At 59.5% G+C, this 19,148-nt stretch carries 17 protein-coding genes; 15 read left to right on the top strand and 2 right to left on the bottom strand.

The genetic code is table 11. From position 1 onward, the window contains the following. Nucleotide 1 precedes the first annotated feature (1 nt). The 9 genes from ccsA to VL688_09980 all read left to right on the top strand — a co-directional run bounded on the left by ccsA (nucleotide 2) and on the right by VL688_09980 (nucleotide 10,092). Nucleotides 2-1,771, top strand: a complete 1,770-nt coding sequence (gene ccsA / locus VL688_10020; GenBank protein HTL48379.1) for a cytochrome c biogenesis protein CcsA — start codon at nucleotides 2-4, stop codon at nucleotides 1,769-1,771. Nucleotides 1,772-1,929: 158 nt separating this feature from the next. Continuing rightward, the gene (locus VL688_10015; GenBank protein ID HTL48378.1) at nucleotides 1,930-2,709 is read left to right on the top strand and encodes a HEAT repeat domain-containing protein; all 780 of its coding nucleotides are present in this window, start codon (nucleotides 1,930-1,932) and stop codon (nucleotides 2,707-2,709) included. Next, the gene (locus VL688_10010) at nucleotides 2,706-3,293 is read left to right on the top strand and encodes a ubiquinol-cytochrome c reductase iron-sulfur subunit (GenBank protein ID HTL48377.1); all 588 of its coding nucleotides are present in this window, start codon (nucleotides 2,706-2,708) and stop codon (nucleotides 3,291-3,293) included. The genes VL688_10015 and VL688_10010 overlap by 4 nt, the downstream gene beginning before the upstream one ends. A gap of 264 nt (nucleotides 3,294-3,557) precedes the next feature. Beyond that, nucleotides 3,558-4,310, top strand: coding sequence for a cytochrome b N-terminal domain-containing protein (locus VL688_10005; GenBank protein HTL48376.1), 753 nt, complete (start codon nucleotides 3,558-3,560; stop codon nucleotides 4,308-4,310). Between the two features lie 30 nt (nucleotides 4,311-4,340). Continuing rightward, a complete protein-coding gene (locus VL688_10000; GenBank protein HTL48375.1) occupies nucleotides 4,341-5,423 on the top strand; it encodes a hypothetical protein in 1,083 nt (360 codons plus the stop codon). 14 nt (nucleotides 5,424-5,437) lie between these two features. Then, nucleotides 5,438-8,263: a c-type cytochrome gene (locus tag VL688_09995; protein ID HTL48374.1), complete on the top strand. Its 2,826-nt coding sequence runs from the start codon at nucleotides 5,438-5,440 to the stop codon at nucleotides 8,261-8,263. An 84-nt stretch (nucleotides 8,264-8,347) separates the two neighbouring features. After that, nucleotides 8,348-9,049 carry a carboxypeptidase regulatory-like domain-containing protein gene (locus tag VL688_09990; GenBank protein ID HTL48373.1) on the top strand — a complete coding sequence of 234 codons (702 nt, stop codon included), beginning with the start codon at nucleotides 8,348-8,350 and terminating at the stop codon, nucleotides 9,047-9,049. Between the two features lie 61 nt (nucleotides 9,050-9,110). Then, the gene (locus tag VL688_09985) at nucleotides 9,111-9,578 is read left to right on the top strand and encodes a tetratricopeptide repeat protein (GenBank protein HTL48372.1); all 468 of its coding nucleotides are present in this window, start codon (nucleotides 9,111-9,113) and stop codon (nucleotides 9,576-9,578) included. Further along, nucleotides 9,565-10,092: a hypothetical protein gene (locus VL688_09980; GenBank protein HTL48371.1), complete on the top strand. Its 528-nt coding sequence runs from the start codon at nucleotides 9,565-9,567 to the stop codon at nucleotides 10,090-10,092. Before VL688_09985 ends, VL688_09980 begins: the two co-directional genes overlap by 14 nt. Here the strand turns inward: VL688_09980 and VL688_09975 are convergent. Beyond that, entirely contained in the window at nucleotides 10,089-10,943 is an 855-nt protein-coding gene (locus tag VL688_09975; protein HTL48370.1) for an isoaspartyl peptidase/L-asparaginase, read from the bottom strand. The two genes, VL688_09980 and VL688_09975, sit on opposite strands and share 4 nt — an antisense overlap. Before the next feature lie 67 nt (nucleotides 10,944-11,010). Between VL688_09975 and VL688_09970 the strand changes: the two genes are divergently transcribed. The 5 genes from VL688_09970 (at nucleotide 11,011) to VL688_09950 (ending at nucleotide 17,674) form a co-directional block, all read left to right on the top strand. After that, nucleotides 11,011-12,291, top strand: coding sequence for a PIF1 family ATP-dependent DNA helicase (locus VL688_09970; GenBank protein ID HTL48369.1), 1,281 nt, complete (start codon nucleotides 11,011-11,013; stop codon nucleotides 12,289-12,291). After that, complete coding sequence (locus VL688_09965) at nucleotides 12,291-13,517, top strand: MFS transporter (protein ID HTL48368.1); 1,227 nt, start codon at nucleotides 12,291-12,293, stop codon at nucleotides 13,515-13,517. Before VL688_09970 ends, VL688_09965 begins: the two co-directional genes overlap by 1 nt. 6 nt (nucleotides 13,518-13,523) lie before the next feature. Next, nucleotides 13,524-15,398, top strand: coding sequence for an ABC transporter ATP-binding protein (locus VL688_09960; GenBank protein HTL48367.1), 1,875 nt, complete (start codon nucleotides 13,524-13,526; stop codon nucleotides 15,396-15,398). Next, nucleotides 15,395-17,149, top strand: a complete 1,755-nt coding sequence (locus VL688_09955) for an ABC transporter ATP-binding protein (GenBank protein ID HTL48366.1) — start codon at nucleotides 15,395-15,397, stop codon at nucleotides 17,147-17,149. Before VL688_09960 ends, VL688_09955 begins: the two co-directional genes overlap by 4 nt. A 69-nt stretch (nucleotides 17,150-17,218) precedes the next feature. Further along, on the top strand, nucleotides 17,219-17,674 hold the full coding sequence (locus VL688_09950; protein ID HTL48365.1) for a hypothetical protein: 456 nt from the start codon (nucleotides 17,219-17,221) through the stop codon (nucleotides 17,672-17,674). Nucleotides 17,675-17,713: 39 nt separating this feature from the next. On the opposite strand, the gene VL688_09945 is transcribed toward VL688_09950, so the two are convergent. Continuing rightward, a complete protein-coding gene (locus tag VL688_09945; GenBank protein HTL48364.1) occupies nucleotides 17,714-17,869 on the bottom strand; it encodes a hypothetical protein in 156 nt (51 codons plus the stop codon). Between the two features lie 202 nt (nucleotides 17,870-18,071). Between VL688_09945 and VL688_09940 the strand changes: the two genes are divergently transcribed. Further along, nucleotides 18,072-19,148, top strand: a 1,077-nt coding sequence (locus VL688_09940; protein HTL48363.1) for an SH3 domain-containing protein, incomplete at its 3' end; no start/stop codon positions are given.

The raw sequence follows: 19,148 nt of genomic DNA, 5'->3' as shown, positions 1-19,148 counted from the left end.
CATGAAGAAAAATTTTGCCGCCATCCTCGCCATTTTTTTGAGTGCAGCCTTCCTGCCTGCCGCGAAAGCCGCCGAGCCCGCGAAGGGCGGCGCCGCTTTCTCGCGCGGTGTGCTGAAAATCCTGGAAGAAATTCCGGTGCAGCAGGGCGGGCGCGTGAAGCCTTTCCAGAGTTTTGCCCAGGAAGCGGTTCTCTACGTGACGGGCAGGCAAAAATTCGGCGGCGAGGCGCCCACGGCGCTGGTCTGGGAATGGATGTCCGCGGGCGAGGCGTGGGCTTCGCGGCCGATCATCCCGGTTTCGTACCATGCGCTGCGCAAAGAATTCGGCCTCATGCTCGTCAACAACCGCATCTCGGCCGAAGTCGTGCTGCAGCACGGGCCTTTCACACAGCTCGTCAAAGAAGCCGCGATGAAGCGCGAACGGAAGGACAAGCTCACGGTCCTGGAAAAAAAGCGTCTCGAGCTTTATGAACGCGCCGTCTTTTTCGAAAATATCGCGCAGGACGCAGTGCCCGGCTTTGTCGCGCATCCCGAAGATCCGCGCGCGGGCTGGCTGCCCGTCCAATCGTTTGTTTCCGTGCAGGGCCAGGAAATCCTGGGGCAGTTTTTTTCGCCCGAACTTTCCGAGCGCCTCACCGGGGCTACGGCCGCCTTATTAAAGGAAATCCGGGACGCCCAGGATTCCGGCGCTGCGGTCTCGGCCGGGACCGCCGAAGCTTTTTCCCAGTCGCTGGGCGCCTTGTTCGAGTCGCGCGGCATACGCCTGGATAAATCCGTATTAGGAAAAGAAATCACCTACCTCCGGCTGCGCCCGTTCCACCTGGCGTGGATGTTTTATTTCCTCAGCCTGATTGTCTCGCTTGCCGGCGCCGCGGTCCGGAGAAAAGGTTCCTACGGCGTGGAGCGGCCTTCGGCCGCTGTGAACGCGCTGACGTATGCCGGGCTCGGCCTTTTCGCCGCGGCCTTCTCGATTCATACTTTCGGATTTGTGCTGCGCTGCATGGTGGCCGGAAGGCCTCCGGTCACGAATATGTACGAGTCCATGATCTGGGTGTCCTGGGCCGCGGCCTTTATTTCGCTCATTCTCTACTTTTTTTACAAAAATCTGGTGATCCGTAACAGCGCGGCCGTGGTGGCGGGCTTTGCGCTGCTTCTCGCGCAGTCTTTTCCCGTGGCGCTCAACCCCGCTATTTCGCCGCTCGTCCCCGTTCTGCGCAACAACATGTGGCTGACGATTCACGTGCTCACGATCACCATGAGCTACGGTGCTTTTCTCCTGGCCTGGGCGCTCGGGCACGGCACCGTGACCACTTTTGCTTTTTCTCCCGAAAACGTGGAAAAGCAGCGCCGGTTATCGCAATACCTCTATCGCACGCTCCAAGTCGGCGTCGTGCTTCTCGCGGCGGGTACGATCCTCGGCGGCGTTTGGGCCAATTATTCGTGGGGCCGGTTCTGGGGATGGGATCCGAAAGAAACCTGGGCGCTCATCGCGCTGCTCGGCTATCTCGTGGTGCTGCACGCGCGCTTCGCGGGCTGGGCCGGGAATTTCGGCATTGCGCTGGGTTCCTGTTTTGCCTTCCTCGGCGTGCTCATGGCCTGGTACGGCGTGAACTTCGTGCTCGGCGCGGGCCTTCACAGCTACGGCTTCGGCGGCGGGGGAATTATCTATGTTTTGGCGGGCATTGCCGCGGATCTCGCGCTTCTGGGCGGACTGGCCTGGAAATACAAAAAAAATTCTTCCAAAAAGGCGCTGGCGGCGAGCGCTCTTTGACGTTAAGATGGCTCCGGCATGCTTTCAAATGCCATGATTTGTTATCAAACGATTGATTCCCGTTTAAAAAAATGATAGATTCGCAAACATCCGTTCCGAATTCTGGAAGAAAATTATTTTACGGGCTCTTTGTCTTTCCTCTTTTGATCGCCGTGGGAATGGCGGTCCTCCTCTGCACGGTCGTTTTGCTGACGCGAGAGACCGAAACTCCGGAATCACTGATCACGGCCATCAAAACGGGATCTCCAAGCAAGCGCTGGCAGAAGGCCTTCGAGCTTTCGAACGAATTGAACCGCGATCCGGCCATGATCCGGTCCGGCGCCGTCATGAAGGAAGTAATCCACGTCCTGAAAGACCGCGCGGGTTACGATGCGCGCACCCGTTCTTACATGGCGATCGCGCTCAGCCGTTTTGAAAGCGAAGAAGCGGGCGCGGCCCTCTACGAGGCCTTGAAGGAAGAAACCGAGGAGGAGGTCCAGCTTTATCTCCTCTGGGGCTTGGGGCAGAAACAATACCTGCCGGCGCGCAAAGATATCGAGCCCTTCCTGGCTTCGCCGCAGGAAGACCTGAAGAAAATGGCGTCGTACGTGCTGGGCGCGCTCGGCGATCCTCAATCGGTCCCGGCGCTTCTTCCGCTGGTTGACGACGAATCGCGGGACGTGCGCTGGAACGCGGCCCTTGCTCTTGCGAGGCTGGGAAATGACGCGGGATACGCCGAGCTGGTGAAGATGACCGACCGCAGCACCCTGGCGGCGATGGAAATTCCCGCGGACAAGGTCGAGGAAGTCATGGTCAACGCGGTCAAAGGCCTCGGACTTCTTAAGCGCGCGGACGCAATGCCGATACTTGAAGAACTTTCCAAATCGGACTCCAGCCTGAAAGTCAGGCAGGCGGCCCTGGAAGTTTTGGAAACAACAAAAAGGGAAAGTCTTTCGTGACGGATCAGGCACCCGATTCGAAACTTCCGGAATCCAAACAACCCGCCGTTGCCCGTCCTGCCGCTCCCGCAGCGGCCAAGCCCGCTGTCGTTGCCTCGCCCGCCCGCCGTGAATTCGTGGTTTCCTGGCTGAAATTCGCATGGATTGCCTTTGCCGCCTCGACGGCCACGGCGCTCGGCACGTGCCTGCGCTTCATGTATCCCAACGTCCTTTTCGAGCCCAAGTCTTCCTTTAAGGCAGGAAAGCCCGAAGATTACGAAATCGGCATGGTGGACGTGCGCTGGAAAGAAAAATACAACGTGTGGGTGGTGCGCACGGTCGACGGCATCTATGCGCTCCTGGGCGTCTGCACGCACCTGGGCTGCACGCCGAGCTGGCTGGAAAACGAACAGAAATTCAAATGCCCCTGCCACGGCAGCGGGTTCTACAAGAGCGGCATCAATTTCGAGGGCCCCGCGCCCCGGCCGCTCGAGCGCGTCGCGATCCGGCTTGGCGACGACGGACAGATCGTGATCGACAAGAGCCGGAAATTTCAGCAGGAAAAAGGCGAGTGGAATAACCCGGATAGTTTTCTCACCCTTTAATTTCTAAAACAGGGTTGTGAGGATATGGCAGACGAGCAAGGCTCCGAGCAGCAAGGTCCGAAACCGGAAAATCCGCAGGGTTCCGGTCCCAAGAAACCCGAACCGCCCAAGACCCCGGCCACGCCTCCGCCGTCGGCCGCGCAGCCGCCGAAACCCGTGACGCCCGCGGCCGCCGCGCCCAAACCTGCCGCTCCCGCCGCGGCAGCACCGAAGAAGAAATTCCCGTTCAATCTTCTGCCTTCCTTCAGCTTCAAAGACTTCCGCATGAAGACTCAGGTCGGAAAGTCGATGTTCCGCCACGGCTATTCCGACGACGACCGCGACCGCGCCATGACGGTCCTCACCAACGTTTTTTTCCACCTGCATCCCGTGAAAGTCCGCAAATCCGGCGCGAGATTCGGATTCACCTGGTGCGCGGGCGGGCTTTCGTTCTTCGTGTTTCTGACGCTGGTCGTGAGCGGCATCCTGCTCATGTTCTATTACCGTCCGACCGTGGAATACGCCTACAACGACATCATCGCCATGCGCGAACACGTTCCGTTCGGCATCATGCGCGAATTGCACCGCTGGGGCGCGCATGCCATGATCATCACGGTGTGGCTGCACATGTTCCGCGTGTTCATGACCGGTTCTTACAAGCCGCCGCGCGAATTCAACTGGGTGATCGGCGTCATTCTCCTCGTCCTCACGATGCTTCTCAGCTTTACCGGCTATCTGCTTCCGTGGGACCAGCTGGCCATGTGGGCCATCACGGTCGGCAGCAACATGGCCCGCGCCACGCCGTTCCTCGGGCACGAAGGCCCGGGCGCCGCGCTCTTGAAACTCGGCGATATTCAGCTCATCCACTCCGGCAGCGACGTGCGCTTTGCGCTCCTCGGCGGCCATTTTGTGGGCGAGGCCGCGCTTCTCCGCTTTTATATTCTTCATTGCGTTGCCATACCGGTGGCCGTCGTGATCCTGATGGCCGTGCATTTTTGGAGAATCCGTAAAGACGGAGGCATCAGCGCGCCGCTTTAAACCGGCGTCCGGACTGATGCGGGGAGAGTCATGCTCGATACGATCAAACAAGCCGTGAACCACGTTTCGTCGCCGGCCACGATTTTCACGTCGACGATTGTTTTCTTTGCGTTGTTTGTCTCCTTTCCCGCTTTTTTCACCTCGCCGCCCGTCGCGCTGATCCTCGCCGCCCTCGGCCTCGCGTTTTTCGGCCTCGGTCTCACCGACGAGCATTTCCGGACCATCGTCACCACGCCCGACAACGTTCCCATCGTGGGCATGCTTTTCATCTTCGCGTATTTCACCTGGTACGCGCTCAGAAAAGCCGTCGTGAACGACAAGCTCATCGAAGAGGGCAAGCCCACGGTGGAAAAGACCGAATCCGAAGAAAAGGTCATGGTCTTTCCCTACCTTATTTATATCGAGTTCGTGGTGGCGCTTTTTTATTCCATCGGCCTGGTGCTGTGGTCGATTTTCCTGAAGGCGCCTCTCGAAGATCCGGCCAATCCGACCATTTCCCCAAACCCGTCGAAGGCGCCGTGGTACTTCCTCGGCCTCCAGGAAATGCTCGTCTATTTCGATCCCTGGATCGCGGGCGTTCTTTTCCCGACCTTCATTATTCTGGGGCTTTGCGCGATCCCGTACCTGGACCCGGACAACAAGAACTCCGGGTTTTATTGCTTCAAGCAGCGCCGCATGGCCATCTCGACCTTCCTTTTCGGTTTCTGGGTGCTGTGGATTCTCATGATCGCGTTCGGAACTTTCCTGCGCGGCCCGAACTGGAACTTTTTCGGGCCTTTCGAGATTTGGGACGAGCACAAGCTCGTGCCGCTCCTCAACGTCAACCTTTCCGAGTTTGTTTACATCAAGTGGCTGGGGCGCGGCCTGCCGCACAGCTGGTTCATCCGGGAATTGCCGGGCATCATCATCGCGGCGACCTATCTCATGGCGCCGCCGGCAATCCTTGCCAAGACGTCGCTCAGAAAGTTCCATGACAAGCTCGGGCCGGTGCGTTACAGCATTTTCATGATGCTGGCGCTCACCCTTCTCGCATTGCCGCTCAAGATGTATTTACGATGGGCGTTTAACCTGAAATACATTGTCTCGATACCCGAGTTCTTTTTTAACATTTAATCCAAGACCGGATTATGCCTCCAGACAAATCGCCGAAGCTTTATGACCTGAAAAAAACCGCGTTCTGGTTTTTTGTGGCGTCGTTTGTCCTCCTGCTGAGCCTCGCCGGCATGATTCTCCAGGACTCCACGCGCGAATGGAAGGTCTGGCAGAAAAAATTCATGGCCTACAAGCGGGAAAAGATCCAGGCTCAGCTCGAGACCGCGAAAAAGGCCATGGACGCAAAGCAGCTCGAGACACTGAAAGCCGAGCTTGCCCAGGCGGACAAGGACGCGGCGGCCAAGCGCGGCGAGATCAAGGCGCTCGAGAAAGAGCGCGACAAGATCAACCTGGACTACACGGTCGCGAACAAACAGTACCAGACGCTCAAGCAGTACCAGGATTCCAACCGCTATTTCTACGAAGAGGTCAAAAAACACAACGAGGAAAAAGAGACCGAGCATTACGACAAGATGCTCAAGGACCGTGAGCCCAAGATCGCGGAATTAAAAAAGAAGCTCGAAGGATTTGAGGCCCAACGCGACGAGAAGCAGGCGGCGATCGACGCGCTCCTCGAGCATGAGAAAAAGCTGCAAAAAGACGTTTCCAAGATGACCAAGGACGTCGACCAGTTCCAGCAGCAGATCAAAAAGCTCTCGCCGTCGCTCGTCAAAAATATCCTGAACGCCCCGATGCTGGATTTTATCGCGCCGTCGCTCCAGATCCAGCAGATCGTGGTCTCGCATCTCTACGACGACTACTATTTTCAGAAAGTGCCCAAAGTCGACCGCTGCGTGAGCTGCCACCTGGGCATCGACCAGAAAGGCTTTGAAGATGCGCCGCAGCCTTTCCGCACGCATCCGAACCTCGACCTTTATCTGGGCCAGAATTCCCCCCATCCCATGGAAACGATCGGCTGCACCATCTGCCACGGCGGCAGCGGGCATTCCGCAAATTTTACGACTTCCGCGCATACGCCCCAAAACGAAGACCAGGCCAAGGCCTGGAAAAAGAAATACCACTGGCACGAGATGCATCATTGGGCGGACAAGATGCTGCCGCTCAATCATGTGCAGGCGTCCTGCACCAAATGCCATCAGGGCGAGCTCGCGATCCCCGGCGCCGACAAGCTGAACGAGGGGCGGCGCCTGGCCCAGACGAACGGCTGCTATGCCTGCCACAAAGTCGACAACATGCAGCACGGCGAATGGAAGGTCGGCCCGAACCTCACGCACATCCAAAGCAAGGTCGAGTCCGACTGGATCGTGCGCTGGCTGCAGAATCCGAAAGAATTCCGGGCTTCTACCAAGATGCCGCGCATCTTCCACCTCAGCAACACTTCCGACAAAGAGAGTGTGGAAAAGAGCAATGCCGCGATCGCGGGCATTGCCGCATACCTCACGAAGAATTCCGACCCGGTTGATCTCACGCCGCCGCCGGTGCAGGGTGACGCGGAAAACGGCAAAAAGATTTTCCAGGAAGTGGGCTGCATGGGCTGCCATTCCAAAGGGGAGATCAAGGGCGGCGAGCATGGCCCCGAGCTGGTCGGGCTGGGCAGCAAGGTCAAGGCCGACTGGCTTTACACCTGGCTGAAAAATCCCAAGCATTACTGGCCGGACACGCGCATGCCGAACCTGCGTCTTTCCGACCAGGAAGCCGCGGACCTGACCGCCTTCCTGCTCGCGGACAAGAACGAAAAGTTCGAAGGCATCACGCCGCCGCGCGTGTCGCCCGAAGTCGTGGATACGCTCGCCATGGCCTTCATGACCGGCCGCATGCGCCAGCAGGAAGCGCGCGCCTCGCTCGACAAGATGAGCGCCGAAGAAAAACTCGAATACGTGGGCAAGCAGAGCATCAGCCATCAGGGCTGCATGGGTTGCCACGACATCAAGGGCTTTGAAGACGCCAAGCGCATCGGGACAGACCTGACTGAAGAAGGCTCCAAGGAAATCAAGAAGCTGGACTTCGCGCTTTCCGACCTGCCGCACACGCGCGAGGCCTGGTTCTTCCAGAAAATGAAAGACCCGCGCTTTTTCGACCAGGGCAAGGTCAAAACCTACCATGAAAAACTGCGCATGCCGAATTTCGATTTCACGGACGAACAGGCCGACGCGCTCACGACGTTTCTGCTCAGCCTGCAGAAGGCATATATCCCCATGGACATGAAGAAGAACCTCGACCTCAACGAGAAAAAAGTGGAAGAGGGGCGGCTTATTGTCGCGCGCTTCAACTGCAACGGCTGCCACACGCTCGACGGGAAAGACGGCCTTTTGCGCACGCTCGCCGAGGATCCGGGCAACGCGCCGCCGATCCTGAAAGGAGAGGGCAAAAAAGTGCAGGGCGAGTGGCTCTACCATTTCATCCAGAACCCCACGACCATCCGCCCCTGGTTGAAATACCGGATGCCGACGTTCGGCTTCGACGAGGCCAAGCTCAATACGCTTGTGGAATATTTCCACAATCTGGACAAGGCCCAGATTTCCTATAAATCGGAAGCCGTGGAATCCACGCCCGAAAAAATCGACGCGGGCCGTCAGCTTTTCACGACCCTGCAGTGCATCAAATGCCACAAATCCAATCCCGAACCGGGGCTTACCGCCTCGTTCCTGGCGCCGGACCTCACCATGGCCAAGCACCGCCTCCAGGCCGACTGGGTTCCTGAGTGGCTCAAAGACCCCCAGGCCCTTCTTGAGGGCACGATGATGCCGACCTTCTTCGCGGACGGGCAATCGCCGATCCCGAATATTTTCGAGGGCGACGCCGTCAAACAGATCGAGGCCATCCGGGACTACCTCTGGCAGTTTACGCCTGAAGAGGCGCAAAAGGTCACGCAGGCGGCGGCCGCGGCCTCCCAGGGCTAGTTTCGGGGAAAACCCCGACATCCCGGCGGCTTGCTATTTTTTTGGTTACGGCTATGATACTGGACTGAACCCATGGAGGATAAAATGAAAACGTTTTTGTCAGCCTTCGTCATTCTCGGCCTCATCATCCTGCCTTCGCAGGCCATGGCGGCCAATCTTACCGGAAGCGTGAACTTTTCCGGAACCGCGCCCGCCGCAGACGTCATCAAAATGAACGCGGACCCGACGTGCATGAGCGCTCATCCGACGCCGGTCACGAACCCCGAAGTCATCGTGAATTCCAACAATACTCTGAAGAACGTGTTCGTGTACGTGAAGACGGGCCTCGAAGGCAAGACCTTCGAAACGCCGAAAGAGCCCGTGAAATTCGACCAGAGCGGATGCCTTTACACGCCGCATGTCATGGGAGCTCAGGTCAATCAGGACTTCGAAATCATCAACAGCGACAGCACGCTGCACAACGTGCACGCGATGCCGACGGCGGAGAAAGAGTTTAACCTCGGCATGCCGATCAAGGGCATGAAAGTCAAAAAGAAATTCACGACGCCCGAAATCATGGTGAAAATCAAGTGCGACGTGCATCCCTGGATGCGCGCTTATGTCGGCGTTCTGCCGCACCCGTATTTCGGCGTGACCGGCGACGACGGCTCGTTCACGATCAAGGACCTGCCCCCGGGCAAGTATACGATCGAGGCCTGGCATGAAAAATACGGAACGCAGACCCAGGAAATCACGGTCACCGAAAGCGGCGACGCGACCGCCAATTTCGAATACAAGGCGGCCTAACCTAAGTTTTTGAAACTCGGGGAAGAGCAATCTTCCCCGAGTTTTTTTTCGGAAGCACCTCATGAGACCCGCAACTTCCCAAATCTTCGCCTTGTTCCTGGCGGCCGCGCTCAGCGGCCCGGCTCTCGCCCAGGCCAAGACACTTCAGGAAATGCAGCACGAAGCGTCGGGGTTCGAGGCCCAGCAGGATTGGGCGAATGCGGAAAAAATTTACGCGGAAATGCCGAAAGCCTTCCCGGAACAGGCGGAGGCTTATTTTTGGGCGGGCCGTTTTTTTACCGACCGCCGGCGCCTGAAGGAAGCGGCCGATTATTTCGAGAGAGGGCTGCAGAAGAACCCCGAAAGCGAGACCGCGCATTTGTACCTGGCGCGGATTTACATCGCGCTGGGAGACATGGTCAAGTCGGACGCCCATTCCAAGGCTGCGCTGAAGATCCAGGCCAAGATCCGTTCGCAGTACAAAGTAGCCGTTGAAAAATCTCCGGAGCCTTTGCCGCTCCCAGAAAGAAAGAAAAATGAAACGACCTGAGGTTTTCGCCCTTCTTTGCGGCATCGCGGTTTTTTTCTCGGCAATGCGCGCGCCGCTCGCAGAACCTTATCAAGACCCGGACCGCCGCTTCGTGATCGAGGTGCCCGAAGGCTGGGCCCCGAAGATTCCCCAATACGAAGGCGTTGCCGCGTCTTTTTCGGAATACACCTCAGGCGCAAGCGTGAACATCTCCGTCCGGGATGGGGCGGGCATGGAAACCGAAGACCTCAAATGGGAAGACTTGTTTTCGCCCATGTACGGTTCCGTGAACATGCGTCTTCAGGGCTTTACCGAGATCGACGGGGCCCGGACCAAATACTGCCTTTACACGCTGAAGGGCAAGTTCCGGAAGCAGATGGAAGGCAAAACGCGCATGATGTATTTGAATTACGTGATGGTGCGCAATGAGCAGATTTACTCAGTGACGTTCAGCGGCAAAGAAGCCACTTTCGTCCAGCAGCAGCCTGTCTTTTTCAAGATGGCCCGCAGCCTGAACTTTCCGGAGCCCGTCTAGAAGGTCTTGATCGTCCCGCCTTTTTTCCAGCCATAGATCAGGCTCGGCGTCGAAGTCCGATGCGCGATTCGTCCCCGCTTGTCGAGTCCAATGGCGCCCATGCGTTTTTTCCGGCGCCGCACTTCGGCAAACGTCTTGGCGAAGGCGCGTTCCAGGGTCATGCCGTCCTGCACCCGCTGGATGATCCTGGCGGCCAAAGCCTCGTCCACGATTTCCTCGCCGTGCCCGGTCGCGGATACCGCGCCATCCGCGGTCGCGTAATTCGCCGCGGGCATGCCGCTGTCGCTGACGCGGCCGGGAAATTCCATGCCGCGTCCGCCCGTCGACGTCGCGCTGGCCAGGCGGCCCGAGGCGTCCAGCGCGCAGGCCCCGACCGTGTCGCATCCCAGGGCTTTCTTCTTGCGCCAAGCCCGGATCGAAAGCGGCGTGCGCGGGTCGTGCTTTTTGAATCCTTTTTTGCGCGCGAACCGAAACGCGCCCGGGCCCGAGAGGATGCGGGACTCTTCTTCCAGGAGCTTGCGCGCAATCAGGACGGGGTTCTTCATGTTTTCGACGTTGATGACCGCGGCGAAGACGAGGCGTTCGCCGTCCATGACCGACGCGGTCAGGCGCGCCTTGCCGTCAGATTGGAGTACAGAACCCGTGCCGGCATTGAAAGCCGGATCGTCTTCCAGGAGCCTGACCGCGTAAGTCACGGCTTCGACGGCGCTGGAAGCCAAAAGCTTTTTGTGCGCGGCCGAAAGCACGCGCCTTATTTTCTTGCGCAGTTCCGCGCTGCGGTGGCCGCCCGGGCTCGAGCCCGCGCCGCCGTGGATGATCAGGACCGGCTGGATTTTTGATTTTACTTTCATGGGGCCTCGTATAAGATAGTCACGGCCATTTCCCATACCAACATATCACAAAAAACTTTTCCCGTTAATGACGCATAAAGCCGCCCCCGAACCTTCTCCTCATGAATTGACGCCTTCGCAGCAGCACGGCCTGCGCCTGCTGACGGATTCGTGCGCCAATATCTTCATCACCGGAGGCGCGGGCACGGGCAAAAGCTTCCTGATCCGCGAATATCTGGCCCACACCGAGGACGACGTTCCGGTCATTGCCAGCACCGGCGCCGCGGCCATTCTCGTCGGCGGACGCACGTTTCACAGCTTCTTCGGCCTGGGCATCATGCAGGGCGGGCCCAAAGCCGTGTTCGACAAGGCCGTCCGAAACAGCCGGCTCAAGAAAAGGCTCCGGGACGCCCGCACGCTGATCATCGATGAAATTTCCATGCTCTCGTCCGAGACCCTTGACACGGCCGAAGCCGTTGCGCGCGCCGTGCGGCAGTCGCAGGAGCCCTGGGGCGGCATCCGCATCATCGCCGTGGGGGATTTCGCGCAGCTTCCGCCGATCAGCCGGGGAGCCGAGCGGATGTGGGGGTTCCAGGGACCGGCCTGGGAGCGGTCCGTGTTTCAGACCGTGGTGCTGCGCGAAGTGAAAAGAACGCGCGACGCGGCATTTCTCGAAGTGCTCGAAGAAATCCGCTGGGGCGCCTTGACCGAAAAGACCGAGGCTTTCCTGAACGGCCGGCTCACCATGGAAGAGGAGCTCGAAAGCGACGTGCCTCATCTTTTTCCGCGCCGCGTCCAGACCGAGGCTTTCAATAAGGCCAAGCTCGCGGAGATTCCGCTCGCGGCCCGCCTTTACGATACCGAATACGGCGGAGCGCAGCCTTACATGGAACGGCTCATGAAAGAAGCGCCGATCCCGCCCAGTTTGGAGCTGAAAGAAGGCGCGCTCGTCATGCTGCGCGTCAACGATCCCAAGCAGCGTTTCATCAACGGCACGGTCGGGCATGTCGTGGACATGACCGACGAGACGTTGTGCGTGCAGGTGCGCGGCCGGCGCATGGAGATCAACAAATTTACGTTCAGCATCCAGGACGAAGACGGCCACGAAGTCGCGTTCGCGCATAATTTCCCCGTGAACCTTGCCTACGCCAGCACGATCCACAAAATCCAGGGCACCACGCTCGACCGCGTGCACGTGGATTTGAAATCGCTGTGGGAACCGGGACAGGCTTACGTGGCGCTCAGCCGCGCGCGCAACGGCAGCGGCGTGAGCCTGAGCGGATGGGAAGCCCGCTCAATAATTGCCGACAGTGCCGTGCGCCAATTTTACGAAGGGCTCGACGCTTCCCGCCTTCCGGACCCCGTCTGATGGGCCCGGCTTGTTTCCTCATTCTCGGGGCCGCGGGACTGCGGGCGGTGGCCATCAGCCTTTCCAGCGTCATTCTTTCCGTTTATCTCGCCCAAGCCGGGTTCACTCCTTTCCAGATCGCGTTCGCGGTTTCGCTCGGGCTTTGCGGCTGCGCCGCGGCCACGTTTATCGTGACTTTTGCCGGGGACCGCTTCGGAAGAAGAATTTCGGTTGCCTTTGTCGGGCTGCTCATGGCCGCGGGAGGCCTTGCCGCGGCGCTTTCGAGGTCGGAAGCCGTCCTCTTCACGGCCTTTTTCATCGGCATGGTGAACGGCATGGGCCGCGACCGCGGGGCCAGCATGACCCTCGACCAGATCATGCTCGCGCAGGTGACAGACTCGCGGCACAGGACCCAGACGCTTGCGTGGTATAGCCTGGTCGTGGATTCCGGCAATGCCGTGGGTGCTTTTCTCGGCATCATTCCTGCGCTCCTGCGGGAAAGGGCCGGATTCTCGCTGCTGGGTTCGTATCAGGCCACGTGGATTTTTTACGGCGCGCTGGTTTTTCTTTCCGGCGTGCTCGTCCTTTTGATCCCGCGCCGGGTGGAATTGGGGCATGTGCAGTCCGCGCCGGAGCAGGCGGCCAAGGCGATTACTCAGGGCAAGATTTCCGCGGAGTCGCGTCCTTTGATCCGCCAGTTCGCCTTGATCTCGGGTCTGGACAGTTTCGGCGGCGGATTTTTGAGCACGGCGCTTCTGAGTTACTGGTTTTTCCAGCGCTTCGGCGTTTCGGAAGCGTTCCTCGGCCCTTTCTTTCTCGCGGCGCGCCTGGCCAACGGGATTTCGCATCTGGGCGCGGCCTGGCTCGCGAAGAGGATCGGTCTCGTCAACACCATGGTCTTCACGCATTTGCCTTCGAGTCTCATTCTCATGCTCGTGCCGCTTTCACCGACGCTTCCGATTGCCGTGATCTTGTTCCTGCTGCGTGAGGCCCTCGTAGAAATGGACCTGCCCACGCGCCAGTCTTATATCGTGGCCATCGTCAAGGAAGAGGAGCGCACGCTGGCCGCGGGATCGGCCACGCTGGCGCGGAACCTGGCCTGGGCTTTTTCATCCATGGTGGCCGCGCCGGTGATCAAGGCGCTCAGCCTGCCCGCGTGCATCTACATCGGGTCCTCGATCAAGGTCGTCTACGACGTTCTCATGTATCGGGCCTTCCGCCACGTCAAGCCGCCCGAAGAGGCGTGACCTGTCATGGCGACCCGCCGCATGAGGCTTCTCTTTCATTATCTGGGCCAGCATAAGGCCGAGTATCTTTTGGCGGCGCTGGCCACGCTCGGCACGAACTGGATTGCGGTGACGCTGCCGCATTACATCAAGCTGAGTGTCGACCTGATCACGTCCGGCGGCGCGGATTTTTCGCGGCTTCGCCGTTACCTGGCCGTGATGGCGGCGCTTGCCGCGGGCATGGCCGCGGCCCGCATCTTTTCCCGGTTCCTTTTTTACAATGCCGCGCGCGAAATCGAGCGCCGGATGAAAGGGGACCTGCTCGAAAAACTCCTCTCCCTGGACAAAAATTATTACGACCGCAATTCCTCCGGCGCGGTCATCTCCCGGATCAACAACGATATCACCGGCGTACGCCTCTTGTGCGGCTTCGGCGTTTTCCAGGTCGTGAATCTCCTGTCGTCATTTTCCCTGGCCCCGGCCCAGATGTGGCGCTTGTCGCCCCGGCTCACGCTCTGGGCCGCGTTTGCTGCGGCCGTCGTGTTCGCGGTTTACCGGACCGGCATGGAGCATGTCCGCATCCTTTCACGCCGGCAGATGGCGCACATGCGCGACCTCTCGGCCTTCAGCGCGTCGTCGTTGTCCGCGGTCGAAGTGATCAAAAACTTTTCCATGGCCCGGTGGGCACGCCGCAAATTTAAAACGCACAATCTCGGCTGGCTCACGACCGGCCTCAAGATGTCGGTGTGGAACTGCTTTCTCGGGCCTCTCCTGGGCAGCCTCGAATCCCTGCTGAAAATCCTGGTGCTCGCGCTCGGCGCGCGCATGGTCCTGCGCGGGGAGTTTTCGGTCGGCGATCTTACGGCCTACCTCGCCTACATCGCGCTCATCATGGCGCCGCTCATGGGCCTCAACTGGATGACGAACATGCTGCAGCAGGGCATCCTGGGCCTGGAAAGCATCGAGACGATCCTGAGCGAAAAGCCGCCGGCCCGAGCTCCGCGCTTCGAGCGCGGAGGGTCTTCTCAGTGCCGGAGCGAAGGCGCTCCGGCCCGAGCGGCCGCCATTGCGGCGCCGGCAAAGCCTGAGCCCGGACTGGAAGTGCGCGACCTTCATTACGCGTATCCGGGGGCGGACGGTGAGATCCTGCGCGGCGTTTCCTTCAAGGCCCCGCCGGGCAAGGTCGTGGGGATTCTCGGCCGCATCGGCGCGGGAAAGACGACGCTCGTCAATTGCCTGAACGGGTACCTCGATCCGGGCCCCGGCCGCATTTTCGTGGACGGGGAAGACGCGGCGGTCATGGACCTCGCGAAACTCCGCTCGAAGATCAGGACCGTCACGCAGGAACCTTTTCTTTTTTCGGAAACCGTCCGCGACAACGTGGAATTTCTTTCCGGCGCGCATCTGGGGGACGACGAGCTGTGGCGGATTTTTCGGGAATGCGCCCTGGAAAATGAAGTCAGGCATTTTCCGCAGCAGGAGAAAACGCTCGTGGGCGAAAAAGGCATCATGCTCTCCGGCGGGCAAAAACAGAGAATGGCCCTGGCCCGCGCGCTGCTTGCGCCGTGCTCGCTGCTGATCCTGGATAACATGCTCTCGGCTGTGGATTATGAAACCGAGCGGCGGCTTCTGGAGACGATTTATCAAAAGCGGCACATCCAGAGCCTTCTCCTTGTCTCGCACCGCGTGAAGGCGCTCGAAAAAGCGGACCTCATCCTCGTGCTGGAAGACGGAAAAATCGCGGACCAGGGAACGCATGAAGAGCTGCTGCGCCGCGGAGGCTTTTACCGCGACACGTGGCTTTTGCAGAACGCGGCGCCCGAAAGGGAAGAAGAATTTCCGAAAGAAGCGACCGCGGAACCCGCGGAGCCGGGCGTGCCCGGCGGGGCGGAGGAAACATGAAAAAGAAACTCCTGCTCCTTTCGAAGGCCTTGCGCGCGCTGCGGCCGAGACTCCTGTGGGTCAAAATCACGTTCGGCCTGCTGCCCCTGTCGATCGCGGCCGCGGTGCTCGGCCCGTGGCTTCTCATGACGTTCGTGGACACCTGCCTCATGGCTGGGCACTGGGAAAAAATGCCGGCGCTCGTTGCGGCCATGCTGGGCGTCTGGGCCTTGAGCTATGCCGTGGACGGCTCGTGCGCCTATATCTATCAAGCCGTGGGGCAGACGGGCATTTATTTCCTGCGCAGCGATCTTTACCGGCACGTGCTTCGCCTGCCGCGCGTTTTTTTCGACCATCATCCGGTCGGCGCCATCCTGACGCGGCTCACGACGGACACGGATTCCATCGGCGAATCGCTGAGCGTCGGCATGGTCGGGGTGCTGACGGATGTCCTGAAGATCACGGCGCTGCTTCTTTTTCTCTTCCACATCGCGGGATCGCTCACGCTGGTCCTGCTCGCGGTCCTGGTCCCGTCATTTTTCCTGATCCGCTGGGTGCAGATCAAACTGCGCGCGATTTATCTCAGCGCGCGCGCGGCGCTGGCCGAATCCACCGGTTTTTTGCAGGAATGCCTGAAAGGCGTGAAAACGCTGCAGCTTTACACGGCCGAAGCCCGGGCCGCGGAACGCTACGCGCAGAAAAACCACCGCTACTACAACGCGCAGCGGCTCGCCAATTTCGCGGAAGTCAGCGTGGCTTCCGGCGTGGAAGGGTTGACCAATTTTGCGCTGGTCCTGATCCTGTGGGCGGGTGCGAAAGGCATTGCCGCGGGCAGCGTGACGGTAGGCGTTTTGATCGCGTTCATGAATTCTGTCGACCGCGCGTTCGCGCCGATCCGCGATTTCGCGGGGCATCTCACGGTGCTCCAGAAGTCGTTCGCCGCGCTCGAGCACATGGATCAGACTTATGCGGTGCCGTCCGAGCCGCGTCACGGCCAGGCCGATCCGGGCGATGCGTTCCGCGAGCTGAGCTTCGAGAACGTGCGCTTCCGCTACCGCAAGCAGGGGCCGGACGTCCTGGACGGCATTTCGTTCACGCTTCGCAAAGGGCAGAGGATTGCGATCGTGGGGCCGACCGGTTCCGGAAAATCCACGATCATCCGGCTGCTGGGCAAGATGTATGAAGGTTACGAAGGCTCGATCCGGCTAAACGGCGCGGAGCTGGCCCAGGTTGCGCCGCCGCGCGTGCGCCGGAGAATCGCGATCATGACGCAGGACGCGCATCTGTTCGAAGAGACCGTGGCCTTCAACATCGGGCTGGACCGGCACGGCATCGGTGCGGACGATATTGTGTCCGCGGCGCATTACGTTTACGCGGACTCGTTCATCGGGCGGCTGCCGGGCCAATACGATTTTCACGTGGCGGAAAATGGAAAGAATCTTTCCTCGGGCCAGGGGCAGCTGCTTTGCTTTGCGAGGGCTGTCGCCGGCGCCGGAGAATTCGTGATCCTGGACGAAGCAACAAGCGCCGTGGATTCCGTGACCGAGCAGTGCCTGGAAAAAGCCGTGGAACATGTGCTGCGCGACAAGACCGTGATCGCCATTGCCCACCGCCTCAGCACCATCCGGAACGCGGACCTGATCCTCGTCCTGGACCAGGGCCGCATCGTGGAGCGGGGAACGCACGAGGAACTGGTCCGTCTCGGAGGCCTTTATGCCAAACTGGCCAAGGACTTAGAGCAGGCCGCCCGCCAGGGACCGCCCGTCCCGTAAAAATTTCCTTTATCCCGGGGAACTTTCGCCGTTACTTATCATTAACCCGGGCCTTCCCCAAGGAGCGGTATGACCGAGAACGAGCTTCTGTCCAAAATCTACGAGCTTGTGCTTTCTTCCGAAGCCTGCCCGCATCTTTTGCCTGCCCAGTGGATGAGCACGCTTCTTTATATGCACCGCCGCCGCTGGCTTTATTGCTCGGTGAAGGGGTCCCAGCTGAACGCCGTGCTCGGCGCGTACCGGATCAAGGCATGGGACGAGAAAGGCAAAGACAAGATGCCGGAAAAAGAGGAAGGGGACATCCTCTATATTCCGTTCGTGGCTTCCGAGGGAAAGATTCCCATTGCCGTGCGCCGGCTCGTGAAATACTGCCTCCGCGAAAATCCCGGCATCAAAAAAATCGTCTACTACCGTAAAAGCATGGATCCCGCCCGGGACCGCTTCCGCATTCGTAATGTTTCCCGCCCGCTTGCGTTCGGAGGGAGCATGGGCATCCCGCTCGGGCCGGACGCCGCGGTCGCGTAATCCGCCTTTTCCGTTTTGAAGAAATCCGCCGCCGGCCCGTCAAACCGATCCAAGTTCCCAGGCCGCGATGATTTTCCTGCGAAGCTCCCGTTTGATCCTGGCCGAAGGCCTGCGGGGAAAAAAACGCACGCAGCTCATCCAGGTGCCGTCGAGAACTTCAAGAATGCGGTAAAGTAAACGATACATTATGTTCATAGAGCCCCTTTCAATAGAGGCGAGTATGCGCCCGGAAAGCGGCGCGTCTGCGGGCGGGAAGTAAAAGCCGCGTAAAAAAATCGAAGCGCGACATTGCAGCCGCGCGCGAGCCGTTGTAAAATGGGGTTCCTTTCGCTGAGAAGCCTCCCTCGCTTCTGATAACCCCCGGAAAAGGGTTTACTTAAATCGCATGAAATTATTTTTGACCAAAAACCGCCGTACGCTCAAGGCTTTGTCTCTTTTGACGGCCGTCCTGCTCATGGCTCCTCTGGGCCGCGCGGAAGAAGAACTGCCTCCGCTTCCCAAAGGCCCGCTGATGCTGACCAGCGTCACGCCCGAACAGCTCAATCCCGACTACTGGATCAAGCGCATCCCGAATGCGGAAACGCCCATCAAGACGCCCGCGGAACTCAGCGAATTCAACGAGGAAATCGAAGACGCCATTCAGGAACGCAAAAACGTTTTCAAGCTGGATGCTTCGCGGCGGGGGGCGGAAGTCAGCGAGGCCCTGGAATCCACCTACAATACCGTCAGCAACCGCCTTCTGTTCGGGGTGGATGATCAGCGCATTCCCAAAGAATTTTTTGAACAGAAAGTGAAGCCCGTCATGGCCTGGGAAACCGTGCCCAGCCGCGTGAAATTGAAATGGGGCGTCGCGGTCAGGCCCGCGTCCGTCCGCGCGGTGCCGACCGATGTGAAAATGCTCGAGGAATTGGGCGACATTGAATTCGACCAGCTCCAGTTCACGCAGATCAAGACCTGGACGCCCGTCGGCATCCTGCACACGTCTCCCGACGGCCAGTGGTATTACCTGCAGGCGCCTTACTCGCGCGGGTGGGTGCACGCCAAAGACATCGCGCTGTTTCCTTCGCGCGGCGAGATGAAAGAATATGTGAAGTCGACGGACTATTTTGTGGTGACGGGCGAGAGCGTGAGAATTTATTCCGACCCGGAGCTTACGGCTTCGGTCGGCCGCGCGAGCATGGGCACTGTCCTTCCACGCGCGAAGCTGACCCCGCGCACGGTCTGGATGCCGTTCCGTAAATCCGACGGCGCGGTTTCCCTCGAAAAGGCTTATCTTGATCCTCAGGCGGACGTGTCGGCCAAGTTTCCGGCTTTCAGCCAGGCTAACATCATCCGCCAGGCTTTCAAGCTGCTGGGTGCGCGCTACGGATGGGGCGGGCAGTACAACGGCCGGGACTGCTCGGGCTTCACGCACGACGTGTTTCTCAGTTTGGGCGCGGAAATCCCGCGCGATTCCAAGTATCAGTCCATCATC

The sequence above is a fragment of the Verrucomicrobiia bacterium genome, assembly GCA_035495615.1.
In the GTDB taxonomy this organism is placed as follows: Bacteria; Omnitrophota; Omnitrophia; order Omnitrophales; family Aquincolibacteriaceae; genus DATJFP01.
The sequence above is the reverse complement of the archived record's forward strand: the minus strand, read 5'-3'. Positions and strand labels throughout refer to the sequence as shown.